We start from the raw sequence: 26,405 nt of genomic DNA, 5'->3' as shown, positions 1-26,405 counted from the left end.
GTGCCCGGTCAGGGCCGACGTTCCACATACCAAGGGAGATCATCATGCCGCAGGGCGTTCCCACGCACGTGCCCGCCGACGGGCTGACCACGCGTCAGCGTCGCAATCGGGCCCTGGTCGTCGTGCACACCGGGCCCGGCAAGGGCAAGTCCACCGCGGCGTTCGGGCTGGCCCTGCGCGGCTGGAATCAGGGCTGGCCGATCGGGGTGTTCCAGTTCGTGAAGTCGGCGAAGTGGAAGGTCGGCGAGGAGAACGTATTGCGCACGCTCGGGCGGCTGCACACCGAGACCGGCGAGGGCGGCCCGGTCACCTGGCACAAGATGGGCGAGGGCTGGTCCTGGATCCAGCGCGAGGGCACCCAGGACGATCACGCCGAGGCGGCCCGCCAGGGCTGGGAGCAGATCAAGCGCGACCTGGCCGCCGAGACCCATCGGGTGTACGTGCTCGACGAGTTCACCTATCCGATGAAGTGGGGCTGGGTGGACGTGGACGAGGTGGTCGCGGTGTTGCGCGATCGGCCCGGCAGCCAGCACGTGGTGATCACCGGTCGCGACGCGGACCCGCGCCTGATCGAGGCGGCCGATCTGGTCACCGAGATGACCAAGATCAAGCACCCGATGGACGCGGGGCAAAAGGGCCAGCGAGGCATCGAGTGGTGAGTGCTTCGGCGCTGCCGCGCGTGGTGATCGCCGCGCCGGCCTCCGGACACGGCAAGACCACCGTCGCCACCGGGCTGATCGCGGCCTTCACCCGACGCGGCGACGTGGTGTCGCCGCACAAGGTGGGGCCGGACTACATCGATCCCGGCTATCACGCGCTCGCGGCCGGCCGGCCCGGGCGCAACCTGGATCCGTTCCTGGTCGGCGAGGAGCGGATCGCGCCGCTGTTCGCGCACGGCGCGCGCGGCGCGGATCTGGCCGTGGTCGAGGGCGTGATGGGCATGTTCGACGGTGCGGCCGGGCGCGGTGGATACGCCTCCACCGCGCACGTCGCGCGGCTGCTCGCGGCGCCGGTGGTCCTGGTCGTGGACGCGCGGGCGCAGAGCCGCTCGGTGGCCGCGTTGGTGCGCGGATTCGACGCGTTCGATCCGGACGTGGGCGTGGCCGGGGTGATCCTGAACCGGGTCGGCTCGGACCGGCACGAGAGCATGTTGCGCGAGGCACTGGACGAGATCGGCATGCCGGTGCTGGGTGTGCTGCGCCGGCACGAAGCGATCGCCAAACCGGCCCGGCACCTGGGCCTGGTCCCGGTCGCCGAACGGCACGCGGACGCCGTGCGCACGGTGGACGCGCTCGGCGAACTGATCGCGCGCAGCGTGGACCTGGCCCGGGTGCGGCGGATCGCGGCGGGTGCGGGTCCGCTGCCGGACGCGCCGTGGGACCCGGTGCGCGAGGTGGCCGGCCCGATTCCGGGGCGGCCCACCATCGCGCTCGCGGGCGGTTCGGCGTTCACCTTCGCCTATGCGGAGACCGCCGAACTGCTCGGCGCGGCCGGGGCCGAGGTGGTCACCGTGGACCCGCTGCGGGACGAACGGCTGCCGGCGGGCACGGCGGGCCTGGTGCTGGGCGGCGGCTTTCCGGAGGTGTACGCGGCCGAGTTGTCCGCCAATTCGGCGCTGCGCGCGGACGTGCTGGCGTTGGCCGCGCGCGGCGGCCCGATCGCGGCCGAGTGCGCGGGTCTGCTGTACCTGGCCCGGACGTTGGACGGTGCGCCGATGTGCGGTGTGCTGGACGCGGACGCGCGGATGACCGAGCGGCTGACCCTGGGCTATCGGGAGGCGACGGCCGCGCACGACTCGGTGCTCGCCCCGACCGGTCGGGTGGTGCGCGGACACGAGTTCCACCGCACGACGTTGACGCCGCGGGCCGGGCGCCGGGCGGCGTGGAGTCTGGGCGACTCGGGTCTGGAAGGGCACATCGCCGGATCGGTGCACGCGTCGTATCTGCACGCGCACTGGGCCGGCGCGCCCGATCTGGCCCGGCGGTTCGCCCGGTCGTGCGCGCTCGCGGCGGACCCGGCGGGCGCGGGTGGCGCGGGTGGCGCGGATCCGGGTGCGGACGCGCGGGCGTGGCCGATTACCGACCGCGCGCGGGAGCGCACGCTCGGGCGGTGATCGCCGCAACCTCGGACGGGGGAGTCGACGTCGTGACGGGTACGGGCTCCCCTTCGGGGGCGCCGCCGCGTGACCACGCGCCGAACCTCCCCCGGGATTCGGCGCGGCGAGGGGGATGGCCATGGCTGATCGGGTGATCGTGATCGGGTACGACGGCGCGCCGCTGTCGGCCGCGGCGGTGCAGGCGTTGCGGACGGCGACCCTGGTGGCGGGCCCGGAACGGCTGTTGGCCGCCGTCGCGGTGCCCGAGGGCGCCGAGCGGATGGTGCTGGGCAACGTGCACGTGGCCGCGCAACGCATCGGCGCGCATCGCGGCGTCGCGGTGGTGTTGGCCGTCGGCGACCCCGGGTTCTTCGGGATCGTGCGGTTGTTGCGCCGGGCCGAGTACGGCCTGGAGCTGGAGATCGTGCCGGCGGTGTCCTCGGTGGCGCTGGCGTTCGCGCGGGCCTCGATGCCGTGGGACGACGCGCGGGTGGTCAACGCCCTGGGGCGGGACGTGCGGCGCGCGGCGAACGTGTGTCGGGCGTTCGGCAAGGTCGCGGTGCTCACCGGTCCGGGCGCGGGTCCGGCCGAACTCGCCGCGCTGCTCCCGGATGTGCCGCGCACCTTCGTGGTGTGCGAGCGCCTGGGCACCGATCGGGAGGAGATCTCGATGGTCTCCGCCGAGCATGCGATCGAGCACGAGTGGTCCGACGTGGACGTGGTGATCGTGATCGGGCCGGCCCTGCGGGCGGGCGCGACGGCGGGTTGGCTGGCGGGCGAACGCCCCGGCTTTCCGGGGTCGGTGCGCGGCTGGGCGGTGGCGGAGGACGTGTACGCGCATCGGGCGGGCGCGATCACCCGGGCCGAGGTGCGCGCGCTGGCGGTGGCCCGACTCGGGCCGCGGCTGGGCGACCTGGTCTGGGACATAGGGGCGGGCAGCGGGTCGGTGGGCATCGAGTGCGCGCGGCACGGCGCGGCGGTGGTGGCGGTCGAGCAGGAGGCGTTCGGGTGCGACCTGATCGCCGAGAACGCCGGCCGGTTCGGGGTCGAGGTGCGGGTGGTGCACGGGAAGGCCCCCGAGGTGTTGTCCCGATTGCCGTTGCCGGACGTGGTGTTCGTCGGGGGCGGCGGGCCCTCGACGGTGGCCGCGTGTGCGGCGCGTCGGCCGGAGCGGATCGTGGCCGCGATGTCCGAGGTGGATCGGGTGGCCGAGTCGCGCGCGGTGCTGGAGCGTGCGGGTTACACCGTGGAGGGCTGTCTGTTGCAGGCTTCGCGGCTGGCGCCGGTCTCCGGTGGCGCCCAGCGACTGGAACCGGCGCATCCGGTGTTCGTGGTGTGGGGGGACCGGACTTGACGGCGGATCGGGTGTCGGGCGGGCGGGCGACTGCCGCCCGGGCGCCGGGAGTCGAGGTGTCGGGCGCCGCGCGGGGGCTGGATTCGGCCACGGTCGACGCGGCGTCGATGGTGCCGGATCTGGTGGTGGGGGTCGGGGCGGCGCGTGGGGTGGACGCCAGGGAGGTGTGCGCCAGCGTGTGCGCCGTGCTCGCGCGGGCCGGTCTGGCGCGTTCGGCGGTGTGGGCGCTGGTGACCGTGACGGCCCGGGTCGACGAGCCGGGTCTGGTCGGGGGAGCGGCGCTGCTCGGACTGCCGTTGTTCGCGCGGGCGACACAGGAACTCGCCGCGGTGCCGGTGCCGCATCCGAGCGAGCGGGTGCGGGCGGCGGTCGGCACGCCGGGCGTGGCCGAGGCCGCCGCGCTGCTGGGGCCGGTACCGGGCCTGCCGTTGGGCGAGTTGCTGGTGGCCAAGACGCGCGGCGTGGGTGCGCGTCCGCGCTGTACGGTCGCGGTGGCCCGCCGGCGGCCGGTCGCCGGCGGGTGAACGTGACGGCGAGCCGGGAAGCGGAACAACAAACGCCGTGATCGGTACCGGAATGGGCGGATTCGGCGATGTGGCAGTCGATTTCGTACCGCGAACCGATCGGGAAGTGCCGGCTCACGGTCAACGCCGGGACCCCGGCCGTCGGACCGGGCACCATCACCACCATCATGGACACGAACGACACGGGCGGGGCAGGGGCACCGGGCAGGGGTACGGAACCACGGACATGGGCAGTGACGCGATGACGGAACTCGACGGGCCCAATCCCGACGAACGGGACGGCGCACCGGGCGCGGACGTCGCACCGGACGTGGATCTGCGCCACCACGGCGACGCGGAGATCGGGCCGGGACTGGTGGACCTGGCGGTCAACGTCCGGCTCGCGGCCCCGCCGCCGTGGCTCGTGCGCCGCCTCACCGCGAGCCTGGCCGACCTGGCCGCCTACCCCGACACCGGTCGGGCCCGGGCGGCCATCGCGGCGCGACATCGGCGCCCGGTCGCCGAGGTGTTGCCCACGGCGGGCGCCGCCGAGGCGTTCGTGTTGCTCGCCCGCACCCTGACCCCTCGGCACGCGGTGGTCGTGCACCCGCAGTTCACCGAGCCCGAGGCCGCGTTGCGGGCCGCCGGGCACACCGTGCATCGGGTGCTGCTGGACGAGCACGACGGCTTCGCCCTCGACCCGGCCCGGATTCCCGACGAGGCCGACCTGGTCGTCCTGGGCAACCCGACCAATCCCACCTCGGTGCTGCACCCGGCGGCCACGATCGCCGCACTCGCGCGCCCCGGCCGAATCCTGGTGGTCGACGAGGCGTTCGCCGACACCATTCCGGGCGAGCCCGAAAGCGTGGCCGAGCGACGCGATCTGCCCGGGCTCGTGGTTGTGCGAAGTCTCACGAAAACCTGGGCGTTGGCCGGACTTCGAATCGGTTACGTCCTGGCTTCCCCGGATCTGGTGCGCATCCTCACGGACGCTCAGCCGTTGTGGTCGGTGTCGACACCGGCGTTGATCGCCGCCGAGGCGTGCTGCACGCCGGAGGCGCTCGCGCAGGCGGAGGCGTTGGCCGTTACGCTCGCGGCTGACCGTTCGTACCTCGTGGAGAGGCTGCGCACGGTTTCGGGGATTCGGCTACCGGTCGTTCCCCGTTCCTCGTTCGTGCTCGCGCGGATCGAGGGGGGCCCAGAGATCCGCGAGCAGCTGAGGGAGCGAGGCTACGCGGTTCGGCGGGCCGACACTTTTCCGGGCCTCGGCCCGGATTGGCTTCGGATCGCGGTGCGGGATCGTGCCACGACGCTGGCCTTCGCGGCTGCCCTGGAAGGAGTAGTTACATGAGCGAAGCCGACGAGCGCCGACCTGCTGGGGAGGGCGTGGGCCCTGCCCCCGCCAGGCACGCCGCCGGCACCGGTCCGGTGGGGGAACCGGCCGGTCCATACCCGTACGACGATCTGGACGACGAGGACTCGCTGTTGATGCCGGGGCCACAGGCCGGCTGGGCCGACCCGAACGTGCCGATGCCGGCCGCACCGGGGATGTCCCTGGCCGATCGCATGGCCGCGGCCGGCGACGACGCCTCGGGACAGGTACCGGTGTCGCCGATCGAGCAGGCGTACGACGCCGTACCCGGCCCGCAGTCCGGCATGTTCGCCGCGATGATCATCGACGAGCCGGAATCGCCGGAGACCTATGCCGCGCCGATGACGGCCGGTCAGATCCCGTATCCGCCCGGCCCGATGACGCCGCATCAGGAAGTCCCGCAGCCGGTCCAGGGGTTCGGCCCCGGGGAGTACGGCGCACCGCAGGGCGTGGCCGAGCCGTATCCGGCGCCGGCCCAGGGTGTGCCCGTGCAGGGCATGCCCGGGCAGGGTGTGCCCGGGCAGGGTGTGCCCGGGCAGGGTGTGCCCGGGCAGGGTGTGCCCGGGCAAGGCGTGCCGGCCCAGGCCGTGCCCGCTCCCGCCGCGCCGCCCCCGCAGGCGGTGCCCGTCGTACCGCCGCCCGCCGCGCCGCGGTTCGTGCCGACGATCGTCGGGCAGCCGGGCGCCGAGTACGGCACGGACGTGCCACCGGCCGCACCCGCGGCCGGGCCCGAGGCGCCGTCGGGTGCCGTGCCCGACCCGGCGGCCGGCGCGTTCGTCGAGCAGCCCGGGATCACCGGCGGTCGGTTGCGCCAACGTGTGCGCGTGGCGCAGACCGTGGACCAGCCGCAGCAGACCGAGCAGTCGCCGGCACCGCAGCCGCCGGCGCCCGCGCAGCCGAGTGCCCCGGCCGGTGGGAATCCGGCGGACACCCCGCCGTTCCCGGTCGCCGCCGCGGTGCCGCAGCGCACCACCCTGCCGCCGCGTCGGCAGCGCCGGGTCGGCCGCGGCCCGGTGCCGCAGCAGGCCGGGCCGCACAGCGGGGCACATCCCGTGGGGGACGCGGTGAACACCGGTATTCCGGCGCAGCCGACGCCGATGCAGGCGGTGCCGGTGGTACCGCCGCCGGCCGCGCCGCAGCCGGTCGAGTCGGTGCCGGTTGCGGCAGCCGCACCGGTCGAGGCGGTCGCGCCCGCCGCGCCGGTCGCCGAGCAGCCCGCGCCGCCGGCTCCGCCGGTGGTCGAGCACGCGCAGGGGGTCACCGCGCCGGCCATACCGCAGCCGTTGCCGGGTGTGCCGCCGCAGTCCGCGCATCCCAGGTTCGTGCAGGCCGCGCCGGACGCGGTCGTCGACGCGCTGACCGGACCGCCCGCCGCGCCCGTCGCGGGCCCGATCGACAGCCCGGAAGCGGCCGCTTCCGTGCCGCCGCCGGCCGTGATCGAGGCGGGCGGGGTCGATCCGGCGGTGCCGGCGGTCGCGGCCGTGCCCGAAGCCGAACCGACGGTCGCGCCGGCGCCGGTCGAGGCCGCTCCGGCGGTGGCCGAGGCCGTCGTCGAATCCGCGCCGCCGGCCGTCGCGGAGCAGCCGGGCGTCGCGCCCGCGGTGCCGGCCGAGCAGGCGCCGCCGGCCGGGTCCGCCGTGCCGGAAGGCACGGGCGGGCGGCGACGCAAGCCCGAGACCGGCTCGGAGTCGGCCGATTCGGGTGAGCACGAGGCGATTCCGGTCGGAACGCAGCTCGGGCCGGTACCACCGCCCGAGCCGGTGGCCGAGCCGGTGGCCGTGCAGGTCGCCGAGGAGGCCGCGGTCGCCGAGCCGGCGGCCGAGCCGGTCGCGCCCGTCGCCGCTGCGGTCGCGGCACCGCAAGCGCCGGTGGCGACCGCGGGTCCGACGGTGGCGGAGGTGCCGGCGCAGCGTGCGCCGGTCGCACCGCCCGTACCGGCGGAGCCCGTTGCGGCCGATCAGCCGTCCCATGATGCGAACGCCGCGCCGTCGGTCGTGGCCGCTGCGCCACCGGCCGCGCCGGAGGCCGAGCCGCAGGCCGAGTCCGTCGCGGTCGCGCCGGAGGCCGTCGCGGCCGTGGCGCCCGCCGACGGCGGGGCGGGCGAAGCGGCGGTTCCGGAGCAGGGTGTGGCTCCGGTGGCGCCGAGTGCGCCCACCGAGGCGGCGGAGCCGGCCGCGCCGGCCCCGACCGTGCCGACCACCGAGGCGGCCGTACCGCTCGCGCAGGCCGCTCCGGAGCAACCGGCCGCGCCGGTCGGGCAGGCCACGCCGGTGGTGCCGGCCGAGGCGGCGGTGCAGGCCGAGTCGGCCGCGCAGCCGACTCCGGTGGCGCAGTCCGCACCCGCGGCCCAGCCGGTGCCGCCGGTGGTGCCCGTCGCGCCCGGGCCCGTGGAGCAGGCCGGGTCGGCTGCTCAAGGTGCGCCGGTCACGCCGACCGGGCCACCGGCGACGGCCGCGCCCGTCGAGCAGGCCGCGCCGCCCGCGCCGCCCGCCGAGGAGGTGGCCGACGCACGACCCGTCGCCGAGGCCGTCCCGGTCCCGGCGCCCGCCGAGCAGCCGGCCCCGAGCGGTTCCGGCCCCGAGTCGGTCGCCGAGGCCGCGCCGGCTGCGGTCGAAGCGGGCGACGCGTCCGTCGAGGCGACACCTGTCGCGCCGGCCGGCGACGCGCCGGCCGGCGACGCGCCGGCCGGCGACGCGTCGGCCGAGGTCGCCCAGGCCCGGCCCGGCAACCCGGCGCCCGCCGTCGCGGTCCCGGCCGGACCCACCACGCAGTCCATCGCGGCGGAACTCCTCGCCGAGGAGATCCCCACCGCACCGACCGCCGAGCACCCCGCGACGGCTGCCGAGTCCGTCCCGGCAGCCGCCGCCCCGGCCGCGCCGCCCACCGGGCCGGTCGAGGTCGGCCCGGCGGATCCCCGTACATCCGAAGAAAGCACTGCCATGCACGGCCCCCAGAGCACCACCGGCGCCGAGTCCGAGCCGCAGCCGCAGCCGCAGCCCGCGGTCGCCGGCGGAAGCGGCGAGATCCCCAGGATTCCGCCGCCGCCGGCCGAGCCGGTCGGCACCCCGGCGGCGGACCCGGCCCAGGGCGGGCAGGCCGACGCGGTCGCACCCCGGGTGCCCGCGCCCGCCGAGCCCGAGGGCGAGCCCGTCTCGGCGACCGCGGTCACCGTGCTGCTGCCCGCCTCCGAGCCGGTGGCCGCCGAGCCGCCGGCGCCGGCCGACCCCGCGCCGTCGGCCGAGGAACCGGCGCCCGAGGCACCCGAAGCGCCCGCGGCCGAGTCCACGCCCACCCCCGGGGACGACGCGACGCCGGAGGCGGAGGCGGAGCCCGAGCCCGAGATCGAGCGCGGCCCCGCCGCTCCCGGTTACGACGACGCGGCGCGCGAGGCGGTGCATCGGGTGATGCGCGAGCGCCGGGACGTCCGAGCCGGCTTCCGGCCCGACCCGGTGCCGGACGACGTCCTGGTCCGGGTGTTGGAGGCCGCGCACGCGGCGCCCAGCGTCGGCTACTCGCAGCCGTGGGACTTCGTGGTGATCCGCTCCGAGGAAACCAGGGTCACCGTCCAGGAACTGGCCCAGCGGCAGCGCGAGGCGTACGCCACCTCGCTGCCCAAGGCCCGGGCCAAGCAGTTCCTGGAGATCAAGGTCGAGGCGATCCTGGAGACCCCGGTCAACATCGTGGTCACCGTGGACTCCACCCGCGGCGGCCGGCACACGCTGGGCCGGCACACCCAACCGCAGATGGGCCCCTACTCCAGCGCGCTCGCGGTGGAGAACCTGTGGCTGGCCGCCCGGGCCGAGGGCCTCGGGGTCGGCTGGGTGAGCTTCTTCGACGAGCGCGAGCTGGCCACGGCACTGGGTCTGCCCGAACACATCGACGTGGTCGCCTACCTGTGCGTGGGCTACGTGGACGCGTTCCCCGACGAGCCGGAGCTGGCCACCTCGGGCTGGGCCAAGGCCCGACCGCTGTCCTGGGTGGTGCACGAGGAGACCTACGGTCGCCGCGGTCTGCCCGGCGAGGAGCCGGTCAGCCTGCTCGACGAGACGTTGCAATCGGTGCGTCCGCTCGACGCCAAGGCGTTGGGCGCGGCGTGGGAGCACCAGCGCAATATGACCAAGCCGCCCGGCTCGCTGGGCATCCTGGAGACGATCGGCGCGCAGTTGTCCGGGCTGGCCCGGACCTTCCCGCCGCCGATCCCGGAGCCCGCCGCGGTCGCGGTGTTCGCCGCCGACCACGGGGTGCACGCGCAGGGCGTGTCGCCGTGGCCGCAGGAGGTCACCGCCCAGATGGTGGGCAACTTCCTCGCCGGCGGCGCGGTGGTCAACGCGTTCGCCAAGCAGATCGGTGTCGAGGTGTGCGTCGTCGACGTCGGCGTCGCGACCGAGCTGCCGAACGCGACCGGACTGCTGCCGCGCCGGATCCGGCCGGGCACCGCGGACATGACCCAGGGCCCCGCGATGACCCGCGAGGAGGCGATCGCGGCCATCGAGGTCGGCATCGAGACCGCCCGGGACCTGGTCACCGCCGGCAACCGGGGTCTGCTCACCGGCGACATGGGGATCGCGAACACCACCGCGTCCGCCGCGCTGATCTCGGTGTTCACCGGGATGGAGCCGGCCGAGATCACCGGTCGCGGGACGGGCATCGACGATGCCACGCACCGGCGCAAGATCGAGGTGGTCAAGGCGGCGCTGGCGCGGCACGAACCCGATCCCGGTGACCCGATCGGCGTACTGGCCGCGATCGGCGGTCTGGAGCACGCGGCGCTCGCCGGCTACATCATCGGCGCGGCGGCGCTGCGCGTACCGGTCGTGCTCGACGGGGTGATCGCCGGTGCGGCGGCCCTGGTCGCGCAGGCCATCGCGCCGGAGTCGATCCAGGCGTGCGTCGCGGGTCACCGGTCGGCCGAACCCGGCCACGCGGCGGCCCTGGCGAAGTTGTCGCTGCGTCCGCTGGTCGAGTTGGAGATGCGGCTCGGCGAGGGCACCGGCGCGGTGCTCGCCCTGCCCCTGGTGCAGAGTGCGGTCCGCGTACTGCACGATGTGGCCACGTTCGACGCGGCGGGAGTCAGCGGCAAAACCGACTGATTTCCACCCCCGCCCGCAGCAGCCGAAGGGCACCTCCGCCACGATGGAGTGGCAGAGGTGCCCTTTCCGCGCGGAAAAACCGCCCAGGCGACGGCCGACGCGACACCGGAGCGATACCGGGATCGTGGGGACCGCCGCCGAGGCAGCAACCGTCCGTGCACCGAAAGATCAAGAAACACCGTACGCAGCGCACCCCGCGCCACCCGGAAAAGTGAGAACGATGTCCCGACTCCCTGGTCCTCCCGCCTATCCCGCCGGCCTGCGTCTGGAAGGACGCCGGGTCGTCGTGGTCGGCGCCGGTACGGTCGCCCAGCGCCGACTGCCCGCCCTGCTCGACGCGGGCGCGGACGTGCTCGTGGTCGCCCCCGAGGCGACGCCGGCGGTCGAGGGCATGGCGACCGGCGGCGAACTGCGTTGGTTGCCGCGCGCCTACGCGCCCGGTGACCTGGACGGCGCGTGGTACGCGCTGGCCGCCACCGACGTGGCCGAGGTCAACGAGGCGGTGGCCGCCGACGCCGAGGCGCTGCGGGTGTTCTGCGTGCGCTGCGACGACGCGTCGCACGCCAGCGCGTGGACGCCGGCGAGCGGGCGACACGACGGTTTGACCGTGGCCGTGCTCGCGGGCGGCGACCCGCGGCGCGCCGCGGGCGTGCGCGATCGCATCGTCGAGGGCCTGCACGACGGTTCGCTGGCCGCTCGCGGGGAGCGCCCGATCGGCGCGTTGCCCGGAGTGGCCCTGGTCGGTGGCGGACCCGGCGACCCGGACCTGATCACCGTGCGCGGGCGGCGACTGCTCGCCGAGGCCGACGTGGTGATCGCCGACCGGCTGGGCCCGCGCGCGCTGCTGGGCGAGTTGCCGCCGCATGTCGAGGTGATCGACGCGGCGAAGATCCCGTACGGACGGGCGATGGCCCAGGAGGCGATCAACGCCGCGATGATCGAGCACGCCAAGGCGGGCCGGTTCGTGGTCCGGCTCAAGGGCGGCGACAACTATGTCTTCGGTCGGGGCTTCGAGGAGGCGCTCGCGTGTGCCGAGGCCGGGGTGCCGTGCCTGGTGGTGCCCGGGATCACCAGCGCGATCTCGGTGCCCGCGATAGCCGGCATCCCGGTCACCCACCGGGGCGTGGCGCACGAGTTCGTGGTGGTTTCCGGGCATGTCGCGCCGGAGGATCCGCGCTCGCTGGTGGACTGGGCGGCGCTGGCCGGGCTGCGCGGCACGTTGGTGCTGCTGATGGCGGTGGAGCGACTCGGGCCGATCACCTCGGCGCTGCTGGCGCACGGGCGGGCGGGGACGACTCCGGTGGCGGTGATCCAGGAGGGCACCATGGCCACCCAGCGGGTGTTGCGCACGACGTTGGCCTCGGCCGCCGCCGATGTGGTGGCGCAGGGGATTCGGCCGCCGGCGATCGTGGTGGTTGGCGACGTGGTGGCGCTGTCGGGCTGACCGCGAGCCGGCCGCGGTCCGAGGGCGGTCCCGGGTGGCCGGGCCGCGGCTGGGACACTGGGGCGGTGCCCGTGATCATGCTCGACGACCCCGCCGACGCGCGCCTCGTCGACTACACCGACCTGACCGACGTGGAATTGCGCCGCCGCCGCGAACCGGCCGAGGGGCTGTTCATGGCGGAGGGCGAGAAGGTGATCCGCCGCGCGTTGGCGGCGGGATACCCGATGCGCTCGATGCTGCTCTCGCAGCGCTGGATCGAGACCATGGCGGAGGTGATCGAGACCGCCGACGTGCCGGTGTACGTGGGCAGTCCGGACGTGGTCGAGCGGGTGACGGGCTATCAGGTACATCGTGGCGCGCTCGCCTCGATGGGCCGCAAGCCGCTGCCGGCGGCCGCCGACGTGGTGGCGGGGGCGCGTCGGGTCGCGGTCCTGGAGGGCGTCAACGATCACACCAACGTGGGCGCGATCTTCCGCGGTGCGGCGGCTCTGGGCATGGACGCCGTGTTGTTGTCGCCCGATTGTGCGGATCCGTTGTATCGGCGTTCGGTCAAGGTTTCGATGGGTGCCGTTTTCTCGGTGCCCTACGCCCGCCTGGAGCCGTGGCCCGGTGGGCTGGACGCGCTGCGCGGGGCCGGTCTGACCCTGCTCGCGCTGACTCCCGCGCCGGGGTCGGTCGCGCTGAACGAACTGCCGGCGGCCGACCTGGAACGGTGTGCGCTGATGCTCGGCGCCGAGGGTCCCGGGTTGACCGCGAAGGCGCTCGCCGCGGCCGATCGACTCGTGCGGATCCCGATGTCGCACGGGGTCGACTCGCTCAATGTGGGTGCCGCGGCGGCGGTCGCCTTCTACGCGGTGAGCTACGGGTGAGCCGCGGCGGCCCCGGGCGCACGGGTCGGCGGCGCGCCTGTCGCGGGCTCATTCGTCGACGGGGATGTTCGCCAGGCGTTCGAACGGGGTCTTGCCCGATCGCTGGATCTCGTTGATCGAGTGGGTCCGGTAGAGCGCGGGCCGACGCGTGACCCGTCGGCCGCGCATGCGTTCCTTGCGGATCTCGGTGCCGCGCACCCAGATGTGCCGGCGGACCGCGTCCTCGGCGTAGTAGCCCCGACCGGTGAACCGATCCGGTGGCACCGGCAGTGCCTCGATTTCGCGGCGGGCGGTGCGCGCCGCGCCGACCCGGCGTCGGTAGTCGTGGAAGATCTGGAACGCGTACCGGTGCAGGTACTCGTAGGCCACCGGCGCCCTGCCGGACACCGTCAGGCTCGCGATCGACACCGCGTCGTGCAGCAGCGTCCCGGTGGTTCCGGGCAGTACCAACAGACCGTCGCGCACGGTGTGGTGCGGCTTGCGCTTGTGCCGGTGCTCGCGCTCCCGATTCACCGGGGGCGCCGGGTGCTTGCGCTGCCAGGCGGCGCGGTCGGCCAGTGCGGTGGTCAACCCGTGGGTGTGCCAACGCACGGTGGCGGTCGGTGTGCCCAGGGTGGGCAACACCCGGCGCAGATCGCGCGCGGCGCGGCCACCGAACGGCGTGCGCTCGGTCGCGAACAGCACGATGGGCAGCGAGGGTTCCGCCTCGAAGGGGGTCGGGTCCAGGAACCGCCGGTCGATGACTACGACGGTGTTCTCGTGCCGCCCGTAGGCCAGGCCCCACGACAGCCGGGCGAACAGCAGGGCGCCGGCCCGGTCGGAGAGCACGTGCCAGGAGTCGTGGAAGTGGTTGACGGCGAACCGGGTCGTGGTCGACGGTCGCAAGGTGATCAGCGTGTAGGGTCGTCCGTCCAGGTAAGCGAAGGTCCGGTGCAGTTTCATCCGATCGTTCGCGTCCTGATTCGCGCCCGAAAGTGAGCGTTTGCGCGATTGGTTGGCAGTGATCCGCTTCCCTCTTTCTTGCGTTTCTTGAGATGTTTCTTCCGATCGATCGGAAATGGGCGTCAAGACCTTCCCTGATTTCTCCCACGACATGCCGATCGTGTCATGCCAATTTCGATCGAATGTGATCTTGGACTAGCGTGTGCGCGGAAGTGCAGTACGGTCGAGCGTCGCCCCGATTGGCGCAGTGGCCTGTTGGGGTCGCACGGGCGGCCGAAAATGTGGTTGTGCAGGGGAATGTCCTGTCACCCACACGCGGGATATTCGGTGGATTCGACCCGCACCAGGCGAAATTCCGCCAGTATGGGACGCCGCGCAATCGGATCAGGAACGGGAAGCGAGGCAAAGCTCGTTGGAGATCATGGGTGTACCCCTGGCCTGGGCCCTCGTCGGCTTGGCGGAACTGGTCGCCCTTATGGCGCTTGTGGCGTATCTGGTCGTCCGACGCCGCAAGGTCGACGCGACGGATACCGGGGAAGGATCCGACAACTGGGAGCGTGAGCAGGACCGCCGGCGGCGCAAGGAACTGATGTACGGGGTCGCCTCGTACACCCTGCTGTTCGTCTGTGCCGGTGTCGCGGCCGCCCTGTCGTTCCACGGCCTGGTCGGCTTCGGCCGGGAGAACCTCGGCTTGGCCAACGGCTGGGAATACCTGGTGCCCTTCGGGCTCGACGGTGCGGCGATGTTCTGCTCCGTGCTCGCCGTGCGCGAGGCCAGCCACGGTGACGCGGCGCTCGGTTCGCGGATACTCGTCTGGACGTTCGCCGGTGCCTCGGCCTGGTTCAACTGGGTGCACGCGCCGCGTGGCGACATGCACGCCGGTGCGCCGCAGTTCTTCGCCGGTATGTCGCTCTCCGCCGCCGTCCTGTTCGACCGCGCGCTCAAGCAGACCCGCCGGGCCGCGTTGCGCGAACAGGGCTTGGTCCCACGTCCGTTGCCGCAGATCCGGATCGTGCGTTGGTTGCGTGCCCCGCACGAGACGTTCAACGCGTGGTCGCTCATGCTGCTCGAAGGTGTGCGCACCCTCGACGAGGCCGTCGAGGAGGTCCGCGAGGACAAGCGGGCCAAGCAGGACGATCGCGAGCGTCGGCGGATCGACGGCAAGCGGGAGCGGGCGCAGCTCAAGGCGCTCAGTCGTGGTGAGGGCGGTGGCGGGCACTTCGGCCGCCGCGGCGCCGCGCGTCAGGAAATGGCTGCTCTGCCGGGAGGTGGCGGCTCCGAAGCACTCTCGGAGCCTGCTATAGCCGGAAACGACGTTTCCGGCCACGGCGGCTCAGCCGACTCGAACAACCCTTCCGGCCGTCCGGCTCTTGCCCCCTCCGCGCGAGCGAGCGAGCTCCCTGCGACGGCCGGCACCGGTGGCGAGCGGCGCGACGTCATCGACCTCACCGCCGAGGACGACACCATGACGTTGCCCCGGCTCGACTCGCTGGAGCGCAAACTGAAGGACCTGGAGCGCCAGTTCGGCTGAGCCCGGACCGCGCGATCCGACGCGACGAGATGTGATCGCCACGAGGAGGGGCACCCGGCTTCGGCCGGGTGCCCCTCCTCGTGCGTCGGGTGGCTACGTCCCGCTCGTTGTCCTGTCGTGCCCCGAGTGGGGAACCGCCCTCGCCCGGTGTGGGGTTCGGCCGGGTCGGGGACCGGTGGGCTTTCCCTCCGGGCTTGCCGCTCAGACCCCGGCCGGGACCAGTACGCCGTCGGGGCCGACCACGTAGCGGGTCGTCACGTCGGCGACGTCCACGTAGGACTGGATGCGCACGATCGCGCCGTCCACCACCGTCCACCGGGTGGCGACCGCCTGCAGGTCGGCGGCCGTGGCCAGCGCCGCGACCGCGACCGGGGTGCCGTCGGCGAACCGGTAGAGCTCGACCAGATGGGTCGGCGGGCCGCCCGCCCCGGGGGAGCGGGTGAGCACCACGATCACGGCCGGCGCGCCGTCCAGGCTCGCCGGGACCACGTCGCCGAGGGTGACCCGGTCACTGCCGACCACCGCCGAGCCGTCGGTGAGGGTGACGGTGGCGCCGCCGGCGGAAGGGTCCGCGTAGGTGCGGTCGGACCAGCCGACGATCGGGATGGAGCCGTGTGCCGGACCGATCCGGAACGCGCCCGGGCCCGGCGGTGGCGGCGCGGGTTGGGCGACCGTCGAGGTCTTGGTGTCGTCCTTGTCGTCGCCGTCGTCGTTCTGGAACGCGGCGATGGCGAACGCGGCGATCGCGGTCACCACGACGAACACGATCAACTGCTGGATCAGCAACCGCCGTCGGTCCTCGGGCCGGCGTCGGTGCGGGGTGCCGGCGGTGCTCCCCGCCCGCGAGCGCGGCCCGTGATCGACCCGGCCGGCGCGTTTGGCGTCGGTGCGGTCCGGACGCTCCTGCCGGTCCGGCGTGGCACCGCGCGTCGGCTCGTTGCGTTCGCCGCGTTCGCCGCGAGTGACGTCGTGTCGCCCGCCGTCGGGTCGCCCCGCGTCGGCCCGACCCGGCTCGTGCCGCACCGGCTCCGCCCGCCCGGCCTCCGTCGTGCGCCCCTCGTGCCCACGTCCCTCGTGGCCGCGGCCGTCCGACCCACGCCCCTCGTGCGCCCGCGGGTCCGGTCGCCCGCCGTCGGGTCGGGTCGACTCGTGCCGGCCCGACTCGGGGCGGGACGTCGAACGTCCCTCGACCGGCACCCGCCCGGCCTCCGCCCGTCCCGACTCGGCCCGGCTCGCCGCGGCGCGCTCGGGCCGGGTGTCCTCGTCCCGCCGCGCACCGTCCCGGCGGGCCGCCTCACGCCTGGCCCGGTCCCGATCCCGCTCGCGCGTCGGAGTGGGAACCGTCCGGCCGCCGTCGGTCCGGCCCGCGGCGGCGACCGGGGCCGAGCCGGACGCGGTCGCCGCCGCGGCCGATCCGCGGCTCGGGGTGCCGCGTTCGGCCTCGCGTTGGCGTGCGATCGCGGCCAGCCGTTCGCGTACCTGTTCGGCGGACGGTCGCATCCGGGGGTCCTTGGACAGGCAGGCCGAGATCAACGGCACCACCTGCTCCGGCACCCCCTCCAGATCCGGCTCCTCGTGCACGACGCGGTACAGCAGCGCGTCCACCGGCCCCGACCCGAACGGCGGTGCGCCGCGGCCCGCGTAGGCCAGCGTGACGCCCAGCGCGAATATGTCGGTGGCCGGGGTGACGGTCTGCCCGCGCACCTGCTCCGGGGCCAGAAATCCCGGTGAGCCGACCGCGGTTCCGGTCACCGTCAGGGTGCCCGCGCCGTCCGCGTAGGCGATGCCGAAGTCGATGATCTGCGGCCCGTCGGGGGACAGCAGGATGTTCGACGGCTTCACGTCGCGGTGCACGACGCCGACCGCGTGTACGGACACCAGGCCGTCGGCCACCGCCGAGCCGACCCGGGCCAGGTCCAGACAGCCCAGCGGGCCGCGATCGCCGACTCGGCGCTGCAGCGAGGGGCCGGGCACGTAGACGGTGGCCAGCCAGGGGCGGTCGGCGCTCGCGTCGGCGTCCACGAGGGCGGCCGTGCGATTGCCGCGGACCATCCTTGCGGCGTCCACCTCGCGGGCGAACCGGGAGCGGAACTCCGGGTTCCCGGCCAGCTCTTGGCGGATCAGCTTGAGCGCGACCCGGTTGCCGTGTCGGTCCACGCCGAGATAGACCACGCCCATGCCGCCGGCGCCGAGCCGACGCAACAACCGATACGAACCGACGATGCGCGGATCCTGCCGTCGCAGCCGCACCATCGTCATGTGTGCCCGATCCCCTCGCGTGTTGCCGTCGTCCGGGTGTCGTGTGCCCGAATCCCCTGTGTGCGACACACGTTAGAGGAACGCCGGTGCCCGGCGCGGTAAGGCGCCCCGGAGTCGGCGCCGGACCACCCGCATCGGGGAGACGGTCGATGTCGGACCTGTGGGAGAAGATGGGGGTAATCGGTCGAAGGGGGCACGTATGAAGGGCGATCGGGTCGAGATAGTGGTCGACGCGGGCGACAGCACCAAGACCTACGAGATGACCGCGACGCGCGCGGGGCGCCGGCTGGATGTCGCGGTCCGCCGCGGTGTCGTCGAGGTGAGCGAACTGACCCGGACGGGCACCGTGGTGCGCACCGCGCGGTTCATGGCCAGTCGGGTGCTCGCACTGGTCGAGCAGCCGTTGGACCGCCCCGGCGCCGACTGACGCGTTGTCCGGTGGCTCGGTCGGCCGTCGGGTGCTAGCGGTCGAGTGCGGGCCGCCCGGGGCGGGTTCGCGGATCCGAGCCGACCCGCACCGGTAGCCTGTCCGGTCGAAGATCCGGACATGCCGGTGCGGGAACGGAACGGGGTGCGCCTAGGTGACGAGCCGTCAGGGCAGCGTGGGAGCCATCGCGCGGCGACTCGCGGACGCGTTCACCTGGCGGGAGACCCCGTGGGGCACCTTCGCCGACGCGTCCGGCTGGTGGCACGACCCCGAGGTGTTGGCCATGCTCGGTCCCGGACTCGGCGCGCTGCACGCGGAGGCGCGGCCCACCCTGATCGTCGGCATCGAGACCCGAGGTCTGGTCCTGGGGCCGATCACGGCGCTGCACCTGGGCGTCGGCTTCGTCGAGATCCGCAAGGATCGACGGATCGTGGGCGACGGGGGGCGGCCCGGCGAGGACCCCATGTTGCGCGCCGCCACCCCACCCGAATACCAGGACGGCGGCCTCACCCTGGTGGTCCCCGGCCGGCTGTTCCGCCCGGGCGATCGCGTGCTCCTGGTCGACGAGTGGATCGAGACCGGCGCGCAGGCCAGCGCCGTGCGGCGGATGGTCACCGAGGCCGGCGCCGACTGGATCGGCGCGGCGGTCGTGGTGGACGCGTGCGCGCCGCACGTGCGGGCCCGACTCGACGTGCGTGGCCTGCTCACCGAGGACGACCTGCCGGCCTGAGCCCGAACCGGGCCGCGCCGGCGCGGGGGCGATCGCCCCCGGCGCGGTCAGGCCGCCGTCGTGGTTTTCTCCCGCTCGTGCTCGTGTTCCTGCTCCTGCTCGCGCAACAGCGCGGCGCGTTCGGTCTCGCCCAGACCCGCCCACACACCTCGGCGTTCCGGGACCGACATCGCGTGCTCGTGGCAGCGCCGCCGCACCGGGCAGGAGATGCAGACCTTCTTGGCGACCCGCTCGCGGGCCCGGCGCTCGCCGGGTCGCTCCTGGTCGTCACCGAAGAAGAGCCCGGCGTCCAGGCCCCTGCATGCCGCGTCCTCCTGCCACCCGTAACGCGGTGGTGTCGGTATGGCGATCCGTGTGGTCCCCATCGCCCCGTTCTCCTCCTGCTCGACGGTGCCAACGGTCAACGCGGGTCCCCATCCCGGCGGACCCTCATGCTCCTACCGACGCACCGGGTGGGAGACCGGTTTCCTCCCGCCGGGAATTCGGCTCCCGTTCGCCCAGGGTTGAGGGCGATCCCTCACCCGGGGTGTTTCGGGCACCTCAACAACCAGGTCACAAGTCGGCCGTACGCCTGCCCGATGGCCGACGCCCGCCGGCGGTCCGGGTAGCGTGATCGAAGACCTCCGGCGGGCTGCCGGGGGTTCGTGGACGTTCGGGAGGAATCTGGTGGGCAGCAAGATGCGGCGGATCCCGTCGGCCGTGCCGTTGGCGTTGTCCGTTGTCGTGGTGGCCGCGCTGACCTCGTGCAGCGGCGGCGGCGACGAGAAGAAGGACACGTCCGAGACGACGGCCAGGAACTTCCTGACCGCGTGGCAGAGCGGCGATCTGCCGAAGGCCGCGTCCTTCACGGACAACCCCACCACGGCACAGCAGGGACTGGATACCACGGGCAAGCAGCTCGGCATCGTCAAGGCCGAGTACAAGCCCGGTACGTACACCAAGGGCAAGGACAACGCGCCCGCCACACTCAGCTACAACGCGACGCTGACCCTCAAGGGCGTGACCGACCCGGTCAAGATCGAGTCGACCGTCCCGGTGGTCACCGCGAACGGCAAGACCACCGTGCACTGGACACAGTCCATCGTGCACCCGCAACTCGCCGACACCGGCAAGATCAAGCGTGACCGCACGCTGCCCAAGCGCGGCGAGATCCTGGACCGCTCGGGCAAGGCGCTGGCCACCTCGACGCCGGTGGTGGCGCTGTCCCTGTGGCCGGCCAAGATCACCAACCCGGACGCGCTGTACGCCGCGCTCGCCGACCCGCTGTTCGACCTGGACATAGCCAAGCTCAAGTCCCGGGTCGCGGCCGCGGATCCGAACCAGTCGCTGCCTCTGGTGACCCTGCGCAAGGAGAAGTGGGACGGCAACGGCCAGCTCAAGCTGGCCGGTCTGGGCGGGATACAGGTCAAGGAGAGCACCCAGCAGGCCAGCGACGTGGCGAAGCAGATCGTCGGCACCGTCGGCTCCGGCGACAACGCGGACCTGCTCAAGAACGCCGACCCGAGCGCGTCCTCCGCGGACTCGGTGGGCGCCTCCGGTCTGCAGTATCGCTACGAGAAGAAGCTGGCCGGCACCGCCGCGCTGAAGATCAGCATCGTGGACGCCGCCGGCTCGGAGAAGACCACGCTGGTCGATGTCAAGGGCAAGCCGTCCGAGCCGCTGAAGACCACCCTGGACCCGAACACGCAGAAGCGGGCCGAGGAGGCGCTCAAGGCGGTCACCGGCGGCAACAACGCCTCGATCGTGGTGATCGACGCCAAGACCGGAGGCATCTCGGCCGCCGCGAACACCCCCGCCAACGGCGACAATCGTGCCTTCACCGGTCGGTACCCACCGGGCTCGACCTTCAAGACCGTGTCCTCCGGGGCGCTGCTGCGGGCCGGCCTCAAGCCGACCGACAAGGTGCCGTGCGAGAACACGCTCGTGGTCAACGGCCAGACCTTCAAGAACTACGACGGTCTCCAGCCGATGCCCAACGCGCTCTTCCAGGACGACTTCGCGCAGTCCTGCAACACGGCGTTCATCGGCAACCGGTCGAAGATCGAGAACGACACGCTGAACAAGCTGGCGGCCGATCAGTTCGGGATCGGCGCCAAGTGGGACGTCGGCACGGTGACCTTCGACGGCTCGGTGCCCGCGGCCAACAGCGAGAACGACAAGGCCGCGTCGATGATCGGCCAGGGCCGGGTGTTGGCCAGTCCGCTGGTGATGGCCTCGGTCGCGGCGACGATCGCCTCCGGCAAGTTCAACCAGCCGGTGCTCGCACCGGACGACGTGCCCGGTCGGGTGCCCTCGCACGATCTGGACCCGGCGATCGCCGGTCAGCTCAAGGCGCTGATGCAGGGCGTGGTGGCCAACGGCTCGGGCAAGATGCTCCAGGGCATCCCGGGCACCGTCGGTGCCAAGACCGGCACCGCCGAGTTCGACGAGAAGGGCGAGACCCTCACGCACGGCTGGATGATCGCGTTCAAGGACGATGTCGCGATCGCGGTGCTGGTGGAGAAGGGCAAGTCCGGCGGCTCGGCGGCGGGACCGGTGGTGAAGGCCTTCTTCGGCTGATCCGCCCGTGATCGGGTGCGGTGTCGGGCAGTTCCCCCGCTCGGGGGCGATCCGGATCGTCCGCGCCGGTCAGCTTGCGCAGCAGGGGCAGTTCCCCCGCACGAGGGGCGATTTCACCCACCTGCGGGGGAGTTCCCCCACACGATCGACGAGACGGCCCCGGCGCACATCGTGCGTCGGGGCCGTCTCGTGCGTCGGGACGCGCCTTGTGCGCTCCCTGTGCCTCCGGAGACACCTGGACACGGTCCGTAGGCGATGCGAGCGTGAGTGGTGACCGGCAATGACAGCGGCGATCGTTTTCGCTCTCCGAAGGGAGTCGACGTCATGTCGAACAATGTCACCCTGGTGGCCCGGGTTCCGGTGCTGCCCTCCGCCGACGCGGATCGTCCGATCGAGTTGAGGTTCGGTCCGCACACCGACGCCGAAGGCCGTCCCACGACCGAGTGGACGGTCGAACGACTGACCGCGGACCAAGCCGTGAATCTGGTGGAGGATCTGGCCGCGATGCTGGGCCTGAGCGTGGTCGCTCCGGCCGAGCTTCGGGTGGTGTCCTGACGGATCTCACCACCGTGCCCGTCCCACTCGCGTGGCGCCCCGTGCGCCGTACGGGTGGGACGTCGGCGTGCTGCGGCGGCTTTCGGGCCGGCGGGCCGCGCTCGCGCCGCACAATGGCCGCGTGAGCAGCAAGACCGCAACAGAACCGAGTACGGCCGCCGGCGATCCGCCCACTCGCGCGCCCGGTGCCGCCGGCCGCCGCGAGCCGCCCTTCGGCCCGGCCGGCGGGCGCCGCAAGGAGGCGGATCCGCGCCCGACGGGCCCGCGGGTACGGATGCTCCTCCCGGACGGACAACACCTGGAGGTCACCCTGGTGAGCTGGCATCAGTACCGGGACGGCAGTTGGCGCGCCCGCGTGCGCTGGCCCGTCTGGGGGGCGTACGGCTTCGCCGCCGACGTGCAGACCAGGGCCTGGGCGATGGAGTCGTTCGTGCCCGCGAGCGTACTGGGCCCGCTCGACGGCCAGGACTACGGCATCGTGCGCCGGGATCGACCGCGCGTGCAGGTGCCCAAACAGCAGTGAGCCGGTCCCGGTCGGGCGCGCGTGACGCGCCGGCGCACGCCGGGCGGGGCACGTCCGGGCACACCCGGGCGGCGAACGCGCGAACGTGGACGGTACAGTCCATAGCTTGCGGTGACGAAACGGCAACACGGTTTCCCCGAAACAACGGGCAACGGGTACATGTGTCCTAAATCCTGTTGCTCCAGGGTTGCCGGCCACCGATGCTTGCGGCATGTTCGATCCGGTCATCACCTCGCATGACGCTCTCCTTGGCCTGCTCCGCAGCGGCCACGGTCAGGGCGCCCGGCGGGCCCTCGTCGCCGACCGCGTCGCTGTGCTCGACGCGCTCGACGGCTGTGTGGTCCGCGATCCCCGTGCCGTTCCGGCCACCGAGTCGCGGTCGCTGTACTACGCACGCCTGTACACGGACCTCGACGCCGGTCTCGACGGCCTCGCCCGACATCTCCTGTGCGACGACGACTGGACGGACGAGGACGCGGACCGCACCGCGCTCCCGCTCGCCGTCCTGGGCACCCTCGCCCGTCTCGGCCGCGCCGACGCGACCGCGCTGCTGCGCGCGTACGTCGAGGAGGGCCGCGACTGGGCGGAGGCGTTGGACCGGCTCGCCGCGGTCGGCCAGGACACGGCCCTGGCCGGTCTGCTGGAGGTGGTCCTGGAGCGCGGCGAGGACGACGAGCTCTACGACTGCGTCAAGCGCTCCACCGGGATGCGCCCGTGGCGGGTCTGGGCGGCCGAGGACGAGCGGGTGCGCGCGGTCGTGGAACAGGTCGACCTGGACTGGTGGCGGTGGGAGTTGACCCGCTCGATCAAGATCCCGACCGGGCCGCCGACCGCGCCCGCGCAGACCGTCGACCAGGTGCTCGCCGAGGCCGCCGACGGTCCCCGACAATCGCTCGCGTGCGGACGACGGCTGAGCGCGGTCGCCGGGCCCGAGCACCGCGGCGCGATCCTGGCCGCCGCGTGGGCCGGGCCGGACGGCGCCAGATCGGCCGCGCTGAGATACCTCGGCGAACAGGGCGACGGCGCACTCCTGGACCTGGCCGAAGGGGCACTCGCGCCGGAGACGCCGGCCGGGGTGCGGCTTGCCGCCGCGCACGCCATCGGCGGCCTGCGCAGCCCGGCCGCGGTCGCCCGGGCCCGGGTCTGGGCCGGCCGCGAGGACCTGCTCGGCGAGGTCGCGGTGCGGATACTGGCCGGCGCCGGGGAAGCCGTCGACGGGCCGATCCTGCTGGACGCCCTGCGCACCCGGGTGGCCGCGCCGATGCGCGTCGGCGACCCGATCACCGATCAGGCCGACCACTTCCGCCTGTGCGACCTGGTCGCCGGCATCGGGCGGCTGGCCCTGGTCGACGCGCTCGACCTGGTCAAGGGCGTCTACCAGGAGGCCGCGTCCGCCGGCCTGCGCGCCTGCGCGGTGCAGACGCTGGCCCGGATAGAGCCCTCGTTCGCCGCCGACACGGCCGTGGAAGCCCTGTGGGACTGCCAGGCCGACACCCGATTGATCGCCGCGCGCCACGTGGACGCGCGCCGCCCCGAGGCCGTGACGCGACTGCGCCGGCTCGCGGGCGACCCGGCCGAGCAGGACGACGTGCGCACCGCCGCCCTGGCCAGGCTGAGCGAGATGTAGCCGCACACCCGCCGCCCCGCGCCCGTTCGGCCCCCTCCGGCGCGGGCGGGCGCCGAACCTGTCGGCGAGACGTCCTAGGCTTTACTCCCATGACCGTTCCCGCCCGAGCCGGCCTGCCCGGGGAAGCGCCGCCGACTTCCGGCCCGGCGCTGCCCCCGGGCGCGGCACACCCGCGCTCCGGGGTGACCGAGGAGGGGCTCGCCCGCCGCCTCAAGGCCCTCGCCTGTACCGCGCCGCTGCACGACCTCGAGGCGCGCAAGGCGAACCTGGCGGGCGAGTACACCGTCTACGCGATGGCCGAGCTCGGTCTCAGCGCGATCGACCTGGTCACCATCACGATGGACTTCGACACCGGGGCCGACCACGACGAGATCGTGGCCCGGCTCCGCCCCCGGGTGGCCGCGCAGGCCCCCGGGCGCGACCCCGCCGAGTACGAACGGGTCGCGCGCTGGGTGTTGGAGAACCTGATCAACGTCGGCAGCGTGGACCGCGGCTTTCGCGCGGTCTACGGGATGTGGACCCGAGAGGGTGAATACATCCGCCGCGACTACGACTTCAAACTGCTCGAAGAGGTCCCCGGCCCGGACGGGCACATCTTTCTGCGCGCCACCGACGAGGCGATCAACGTCCTGGTCGGCGCACTGGACACCGACGTCACCAGCGCCCAGATCGCCGCCGACGTCAAGCTCGAACACCTGATTCGGCGCGGCCGGTTGGCCGAGGCCAGGTTCGCCGCCGAACAGGCCCGCTACCGCACCGTGCAGTACGCCGAATCGCTGCGCCGCGCGCTGGACGCGACCCGGCGCAACGTGCGCGCGGTGGACTGGTTGCAGGGCGTGCCGGACCTGATCGACGAGGCGTTCGAGCACGTCGCCGACCGCTACCGGCACGAGAACGCGATCCTGATCAACATCCGGCGGGCCCGGGACGAGGCCGAGGAGAGCGAGCGCAAACGCGGTGCGGCCGAACTGGTCGACATCGTGCAGGACTGCATCCGGCGGCACACCCAGTTGCAGACCCGGTTGATGGAGGCCGGCCCGCTGTTCCGGGCCGAGCAGGACCGGCAGGCGTTCGCCGCGCCGAGCACCCGTACCGGGCTCGACCTCTACGGGCAACTGCTGGGCCCGCTCCTGGAGTTGCCGGTCGGCGACGCGCGGCGGGTGAGCGACCGGTTCTTCGCCGCGGGCACCGGGCTGCGCACGCCGGTCGCGGTGCGGCTGCACGACCTGACCGAGATGTTGCTCACCCCGCCCGCGCCGCGCGACCACCTGGGCGCCGAACTGCCCGAGCCGGACGTCTCGCTCACCCCCGACGACAGCCGCTACAGCGAGAGCCAGCACGACGCGGCGGCCCGGCTCCTGGACATCCCGCCGGAGACCCCACGCCGGCTCTCCGGGCTGCTCGCCGAGGCCCGCGAAGGGGATCCCGACCTCGGCTACCTGGTCGCGCTGCTCGCCTTCCACGCGGCCTCCCCGCCGGTGGGCACGGCGCTGCGCCAGGGCGATCGCACCCTCCTGGTGGCCGTGGACGACGGCACCGAACTCGACGACCACGAGGTCGGCGGCGCCGACCTGATCATCGGCACGGCGGTCCTGACCGGCGCGCGACCCGAGCCGGAAGGGCCCACCCCCGCATGAACCACGACACGGTCACCGAGGCCGCGCCGATCACCTCGGCCGACGTCGGCGACGCCGCCCGGCTGGTCGCCTTCGGGCTCCAGCCCAAGTTGCTGCCCGCGCGCGACGCCGAGTACGGCGACCTGATCCGCAGACACCGGGAGGACCCGCGCTTCGCCGCGCTGGCCGGGGCGGTCGCGGCCGGGCTGGGGCTGGTGGTGCTGGAGGTGTCGCCGCGCGCCGGGATGGCGGTCACCGCCGGCGAGGACTCGGTGTTCGCGGTCCGGATGGGCGACTACGCGCGCCGGGCCGGTACCGAGTCGGCCGACCGGTTCCTGCACGGCCTCGCCCACCTCGCGGTGGCCGCGATGGCCTTCCCGCGCCCCGAGGACCTCGCCGACGACGCCTACGTGGGCCGGCTCAGCGTGCACGGCGTGGACGCCTTCGTGCGCCAGGCCTGCCTGCGGCTGGAGGAACGCGCCGAGCAGCGCGGCGAGATCAGCGACCCCGAGGTGGACGGCCCCGGCCTGGAGGCGGCCTGGCGGGTCTACGCCCGGCGCAGCGCCACCGGCGCGACCAAGGACGCCCGCAGGTTGGCCGCGTCCACCATCGGGATCGTGGCCAAGGCGGTCGCGTTCCTGGTCGACTCGGGCTTTTTGCAGCGGGTCTCCGACGACGCGGGCGGTACGTACCGCAGCACCGCCCGCTATCAGCTCCAGGTGCGCGACACGGCCGGTTCGGCGGCCATGTCCGAGCTGCTGGAGCTGGGTGTGGTGGCGGTCACCGACGGCAGTCCGAGTCTGCTGGCCGCCGCGATCGACGGCGGCGAGCTGGCGCCCGGCGCCGGCCTGCCCTTCCACGGGGTCTGACCCCCGGTCGTCGCGGCGTCGGGCCGGGCCGTTTCGGGCC

At 73.8% G+C, this 26,405-nt stretch carries 20 protein-coding genes; 17 read left to right on the top strand and 3 right to left on the bottom strand.

Annotated features, from left to right (window positions below):
• The first annotated feature begins 44 nt into the window (after positions 1–44).
• The 8 genes from cobO (at position 45) to ABZ374_RS05055 (ending at position 12,727) form a co-directional block, all read left to right on the top strand.
• Positions 45–659: a cob(I)yrinic acid a,c-diamide adenosyltransferase gene (cobO, locus tag ABZ374_RS05090; protein WP_360306257.1), complete on the top strand. Its 615-nt coding sequence runs from the start codon at positions 45–47 to the stop codon at positions 657–659.
• A complete protein-coding gene (locus ABZ374_RS05085; RefSeq protein ID WP_360306255.1) occupies positions 656–2,113 on the top strand; it encodes a cobyrinate a,c-diamide synthase in 1,458 nt (485 codons plus the stop codon). The genes cobO and ABZ374_RS05085 overlap by 4 nt, the downstream gene beginning before the upstream one ends.
• A gap of 121 nt (positions 2,114–2,234) precedes the next feature.
• On the top strand, positions 2,235–3,449 hold the full coding sequence (cbiE, locus tag ABZ374_RS05080) for a precorrin-6y C5,15-methyltransferase (decarboxylating) subunit CbiE (RefSeq protein WP_360306253.1): 1,215 nt from the start codon (positions 2,235–2,237) through the stop codon (positions 3,447–3,449).
• A 56-nt stretch (positions 3,450–3,505) separates the two neighbouring features.
• Positions 3,506–3,973 carry a cobalamin biosynthesis protein gene (locus tag ABZ374_RS05075; RefSeq protein ID WP_360306251.1) on the top strand — a complete coding sequence of 156 codons (468 nt, stop codon included), beginning with the start codon at positions 3,506–3,508 and terminating at the stop codon, positions 3,971–3,973.
• Positions 3,974–4,199: 226 nt separating this feature from the next.
• The gene (cobC, locus tag ABZ374_RS05070) at positions 4,200–5,303 is read left to right on the top strand and encodes an Rv2231c family pyridoxal phosphate-dependent protein CobC (RefSeq protein ID WP_360306249.1); all 1,104 of its coding nucleotides are present in this window, start codon (positions 4,200–4,202) and stop codon (positions 5,301–5,303) included.
• The gene (cobT, locus tag ABZ374_RS05065; protein ID WP_360306247.1) at positions 5,300–10,414 is read left to right on the top strand and encodes a nicotinate-nucleotide--dimethylbenzimidazole phosphoribosyltransferase; all 5,115 of its coding nucleotides are present in this window, start codon (positions 5,300–5,302) and stop codon (positions 10,412–10,414) included. The genes cobC and cobT overlap by 4 nt, the downstream gene beginning before the upstream one ends.
• Before the next feature lie 220 nt (positions 10,415–10,634).
• Positions 10,635–11,858: a uroporphyrinogen-III C-methyltransferase gene (cobA, locus tag ABZ374_RS05060; RefSeq protein ID WP_360306245.1), complete on the top strand. Its 1,224-nt coding sequence runs from the start codon at positions 10,635–10,637 to the stop codon at positions 11,856–11,858.
• A gap of 77 nt (positions 11,859–11,935) precedes the next feature.
• Positions 11,936–12,727 carry an RNA methyltransferase gene (locus ABZ374_RS05055; RefSeq protein ID WP_360306461.1) on the top strand — a complete coding sequence of 264 codons (792 nt, stop codon included), beginning with the start codon at positions 11,936–11,938 and terminating at the stop codon, positions 12,725–12,727.
• 48 nt (positions 12,728–12,775) lie between these two features.
• Here the strand turns inward: ABZ374_RS05055 and ABZ374_RS05050 are convergent, their stop codons facing one another.
• Complete coding sequence (locus tag ABZ374_RS05050) at positions 12,776–13,669, bottom strand: hypothetical protein (RefSeq protein WP_360306243.1); 894 nt, start codon at positions 13,667–13,669, stop codon at positions 12,776–12,778.
• Between the two features lie 421 nt (positions 13,670–14,090).
• Between ABZ374_RS05050 and ABZ374_RS05045 the strand changes: the two genes are divergently transcribed.
• On the top strand, positions 14,091–15,200 hold the full coding sequence (locus ABZ374_RS05045; RefSeq protein WP_360306241.1) for a DUF2637 domain-containing protein: 1,110 nt from the start codon (positions 14,091–14,093) through the stop codon (positions 15,198–15,200).
• 201 nt (positions 15,201–15,401) lie between these two features.
• On the opposite strand, the gene ABZ374_RS05040 is transcribed toward ABZ374_RS05045, so the two are convergent.
• Positions 15,402–17,459, bottom strand: coding sequence for a protein kinase (locus tag ABZ374_RS05040; protein WP_360306239.1), 2,058 nt, complete (start codon positions 17,457–17,459; stop codon positions 15,402–15,404).
• 199 nt (positions 17,460–17,658) lie between these two features.
• Between ABZ374_RS05040 and ABZ374_RS05035 the strand changes: the two genes are divergently transcribed.
• Both ABZ374_RS05035 and ABZ374_RS05030 read left to right on the top strand, forming a co-directional pair.
• A complete protein-coding gene (locus ABZ374_RS05035; protein WP_020548744.1) occupies positions 17,659–17,886 on the top strand; it encodes a hypothetical protein in 228 nt (75 codons plus the stop codon).
• Between the two features lie 154 nt (positions 17,887–18,040).
• Positions 18,041–18,616: a phosphoribosyltransferase family protein gene (locus ABZ374_RS05030; RefSeq protein WP_360306237.1), complete on the top strand. Its 576-nt coding sequence runs from the start codon at positions 18,041–18,043 to the stop codon at positions 18,614–18,616.
• 47 nt (positions 18,617–18,663) lie between these two features.
• Here the strand turns inward: ABZ374_RS05030 and ABZ374_RS05025 are convergent, their stop codons facing one another.
• The gene (locus ABZ374_RS05025; protein ID WP_360306235.1) at positions 18,664–19,020 is read right to left on the bottom strand and encodes a WhiB family transcriptional regulator; all 357 of its coding nucleotides are present in this window, start codon (positions 19,018–19,020) and stop codon (positions 18,664–18,666) included.
• A 262-nt stretch (positions 19,021–19,282) separates the two neighbouring features.
• On the opposite strand from ABZ374_RS05025, the gene ABZ374_RS05020 reads away from it, so the two are divergent.
• The 6 genes from ABZ374_RS05020 to ABZ374_RS04995 all read left to right on the top strand — a co-directional run bounded on the left by ABZ374_RS05020 (position 19,283) and on the right by ABZ374_RS04995 (position 26,365).
• Complete coding sequence (locus tag ABZ374_RS05020) at positions 19,283–21,175, top strand: penicillin-binding transpeptidase domain-containing protein (protein ID WP_360306233.1); 1,893 nt, start codon at positions 19,283–19,285, stop codon at positions 21,173–21,175.
• 324 nt (positions 21,176–21,499) lie between these two features.
• Entirely contained in the window at positions 21,500–21,730 is a 231-nt protein-coding gene (locus tag ABZ374_RS05015) for a hypothetical protein (protein ID WP_360306231.1), read from the top strand.
• A 121-nt stretch (positions 21,731–21,851) separates the two neighbouring features.
• On the top strand, positions 21,852–22,253 hold the full coding sequence (locus tag ABZ374_RS05010; RefSeq protein ID WP_360306229.1) for a hypothetical protein: 402 nt from the start codon (positions 21,852–21,854) through the stop codon (positions 22,251–22,253).
• A gap of 211 nt (positions 22,254–22,464) precedes the next feature.
• Positions 22,465–23,880 (top strand): HEAT repeat domain-containing protein, encoded by a 1,416-nt coding sequence (locus ABZ374_RS05005; RefSeq protein ID WP_360306227.1) that lies wholly within the window; start codon positions 22,465–22,467, stop codon positions 23,878–23,880.
• An 89-nt stretch (positions 23,881–23,969) separates the two neighbouring features.
• Positions 23,970–25,517, top strand: coding sequence for a hypothetical protein (locus ABZ374_RS05000; protein ID WP_360306225.1), 1,548 nt, complete (start codon positions 23,970–23,972; stop codon positions 25,515–25,517).
• The gene (locus ABZ374_RS04995) at positions 25,514–26,365 is read left to right on the top strand and encodes a hypothetical protein (RefSeq protein ID WP_360306223.1); all 852 of its coding nucleotides are present in this window, start codon (positions 25,514–25,516) and stop codon (positions 26,363–26,365) included. The genes ABZ374_RS05000 and ABZ374_RS04995 overlap by 4 nt, the downstream gene beginning before the upstream one ends.
• The last annotated feature ends 40 nt before the right edge of the window (positions 26,366–26,405 follow it).

Source organism: Embleya sp. NPDC005971, from assembly GCF_040629175.1.
Classification (GTDB): Bacteria; Actinomycetota; Actinomycetes; order Streptomycetales; family Streptomycetaceae; genus Embleya.
This window is presented reverse-complemented; position numbering and strand designations above follow the sequence as displayed.

Coding starts and splice junctions, on each gene's coding strand:
- ABZ374_RS05035 (WP_020548744.1), top strand. CDS start 17,659: ATGAAGGGCGATCGGGTCGAGATAGTGGTCGACGCGGGCGACAGCACC.
- ABZ374_RS05055 (WP_360306461.1), top strand. CDS start 11,936: ATGCTCGACGACCCCGCCGACGCGCGCCTCGTCGACTACACCGACCTG.
- cbiE (WP_360306253.1), top strand. CDS start 2,235: ATGGCTGATCGGGTGATCGTGATCGGGTACGACGGCGCGCCGCTGTCG.
- cobO (WP_360306257.1), top strand. CDS start 45: ATGCCGCAGGGCGTTCCCACGCACGTGCCCGCCGACGGGCTGACCACG.
- cobT (WP_360306247.1), top strand. CDS start 5,300: ATGAGCGAAGCCGACGAGCGCCGACCTGCTGGGGAGGGCGTGGGCCCT.
- ABZ374_RS05040 (WP_360306239.1), bottom strand. CDS start 17,459: ATGACGATGGTGCGGCTGCGACGGCAGGATCCGCGCATCGTCGGTTCG.
- ABZ374_RS05045 (WP_360306241.1), top strand. CDS start 14,091: ATGGGTGTACCCCTGGCCTGGGCCCTCGTCGGCTTGGCGGAACTGGTC.
- ABZ374_RS05000 (WP_360306225.1), top strand. CDS start 23,970: ATGACCGTTCCCGCCCGAGCCGGCCTGCCCGGGGAAGCGCCGCCGACT.
- ABZ374_RS05015 (WP_360306231.1), top strand. CDS start 21,500: ATGTCGAACAATGTCACCCTGGTGGCCCGGGTTCCGGTGCTGCCCTCC.
- ABZ374_RS05050 (WP_360306243.1), bottom strand. CDS start 13,669: ATGAAACTGCACCGGACCTTCGCTTACCTGGACGGACGACCCTACACG.
- cobC (WP_360306249.1), top strand. CDS start 4,200: ATGGGCAGTGACGCGATGACGGAACTCGACGGGCCCAATCCCGACGAA.
- ABZ374_RS04995 (WP_360306223.1), top strand. CDS start 25,514: ATGAACCACGACACGGTCACCGAGGCCGCGCCGATCACCTCGGCCGAC.
- ABZ374_RS05005 (WP_360306227.1), top strand. CDS start 22,465: ATGTTCGATCCGGTCATCACCTCGCATGACGCTCTCCTTGGCCTGCTC.
- cobA (WP_360306245.1), top strand. CDS start 10,635: ATGTCCCGACTCCCTGGTCCTCCCGCCTATCCCGCCGGCCTGCGTCTG.